The 1,078-nt window shown below is 62.0% G+C and carries 2 protein-coding genes, 1 tRNA gene, 1 rRNA gene and 1 pseudogene; 3 read left to right on the top strand and 2 right to left on the bottom strand.

Going from position 1 to position 1,078, the window contains the following annotated elements:
• Both rrf and COA17_RS18635 read left to right on the top strand, forming a co-directional pair.
• A 5S ribosomal RNA gene (rrf, locus tag COA17_RS18640) occupies positions 1-85 on the top strand; the annotation flags it as partial.
• An 83-nt stretch (positions 86-168) separates the two neighbouring features.
• A tRNA-Met gene (locus COA17_RS18635) sits at positions 169-245 on the top strand.
• Here the strand turns inward: COA17_RS18635 and COA17_RS18630 are convergent.
• The gene (locus tag COA17_RS18630) at positions 224-445 is read right to left on the bottom strand and encodes a hypothetical protein (RefSeq protein ID WP_176484965.1); all 222 of its coding nucleotides are present in this window, start codon (positions 443-445) and stop codon (positions 224-226) included. The two genes, COA17_RS18635 and COA17_RS18630, sit on opposite strands and share 22 nt — an antisense overlap.
• A 104-nt stretch (positions 446-549) precedes the next feature.
• Between COA17_RS18630 and COA17_RS18625 the strand changes: the two are divergent.
• Positions 550-830: pseudogene (locus COA17_RS18625) on the top strand (transposase); the annotation flags it as partial.
• A 34-nt stretch (positions 831-864) separates the two neighbouring features.
• On the opposite strand, the gene COA17_RS18620 reads toward COA17_RS18625, so the two are convergent.
• Positions 865-1,078, bottom strand: a 214-nt coding sequence (locus tag COA17_RS18620; RefSeq protein WP_176484942.1) for an integrase core domain-containing protein, incomplete at its 5' end; no start/stop codon positions are given.

The raw sequence follows: 1,078 nt of genomic DNA, 5'->3' as shown, positions 1-1,078 counted from the left end.
GATCCCATCCCGAACTCGGCCGTGAAACCCGTCCGCGCCAATGGTACTACTGCCTAAGCAGTGGAAGAGTAGGTCGCCGCCAGGCATTGAAGCCCGCGTCACACCCCCAGCACGCAAAAGAACCCTTCACAATCTCAATCACATCACCAGGAGCCTCAAAACTCCCGTCGCGGGGTGGAGCAGCCCGGTAGCTCGTCAGGCTCATAACCTGAAGGTCACAGGTTCAAATCCTGTCCCCGCAACCATCTCGACTTGCGATCGGGCGCCCTCCGGCGGGCCTTTTGCTTTTGAGCGATATGGCAAGAATACCTGCCAGATCGCCGCGCACGTCGATTTGAAGTTCGCCATTCTCCGGCGTCAGGATGATCTCGCGCACCAGCGAGCGCAGCACGTCAACTGCCACCATCCGCCTAGCTTCCGAATCCTCCTGGAGCGCCGCTGACATGCCCCCCGTTTCTTTATCCACTTGGACCTAGCGGGCTGCTGAAAAAGGCTTGGCGCGGCGGGCTGGAAATGATTCATCGCGAATGAAGCGATGAGGACGAATGGATGCAGGGCGACGACGCGCGATCGGGAGAATTGTTCTCGTACGTCGATCTGGAGCGGCGGATGCCGGCGGGTCACCCGTTGCGGAAGATCTGCGAGGTGGTGAATGCGGCGCTGGCTGAGATCGGTCCCGACCTGGAGGCGCTCTATTCGCGGATCGAACGCTCGTCGATCGCCCCGGAGAAGCTGCTGCGCGCGCTGCTGTTGCAGCTGTTCCATGCATCCGCTCGGAGCGGCAGATGATGGAGCGGCTGGATTTCGATCTTTCGTTCCGCTGGTTCGTGTGAGCAGCCCCCACCGGGTGGTCCGGGTTGTTCGTTAGTGCATTGTCGTCTCCGCCGCCATTGCCGGGCGTAGGTGGAGCGAAGCGGAACCGGAGGCCGGTGATGGCGATGTTGCCGATTCCGGGGCCGGTGGGCGGTAGCCCAGGCTGCTGTGCGGCCGGACGGTGTTGTAGTGACGGCGCCACGCCTCGATCAGCACCCTGGCCTCGGCGAGGCTGTAAAAGATCTCACCATTGAGCAGTTCGTCG

The sequence above is a fragment of the Sphingomonas ginsenosidimutans genome, from assembly GCF_002374835.1.
Classification (GTDB): Bacteria; Pseudomonadota; Alphaproteobacteria; order Sphingomonadales; family Sphingomonadaceae; genus Sphingomonas; species Sphingomonas ginsenosidimutans.
The sequence above is the reverse complement of the archived record's forward strand: the minus strand, read 5'-3'. Positions and strand labels throughout refer to the sequence as shown.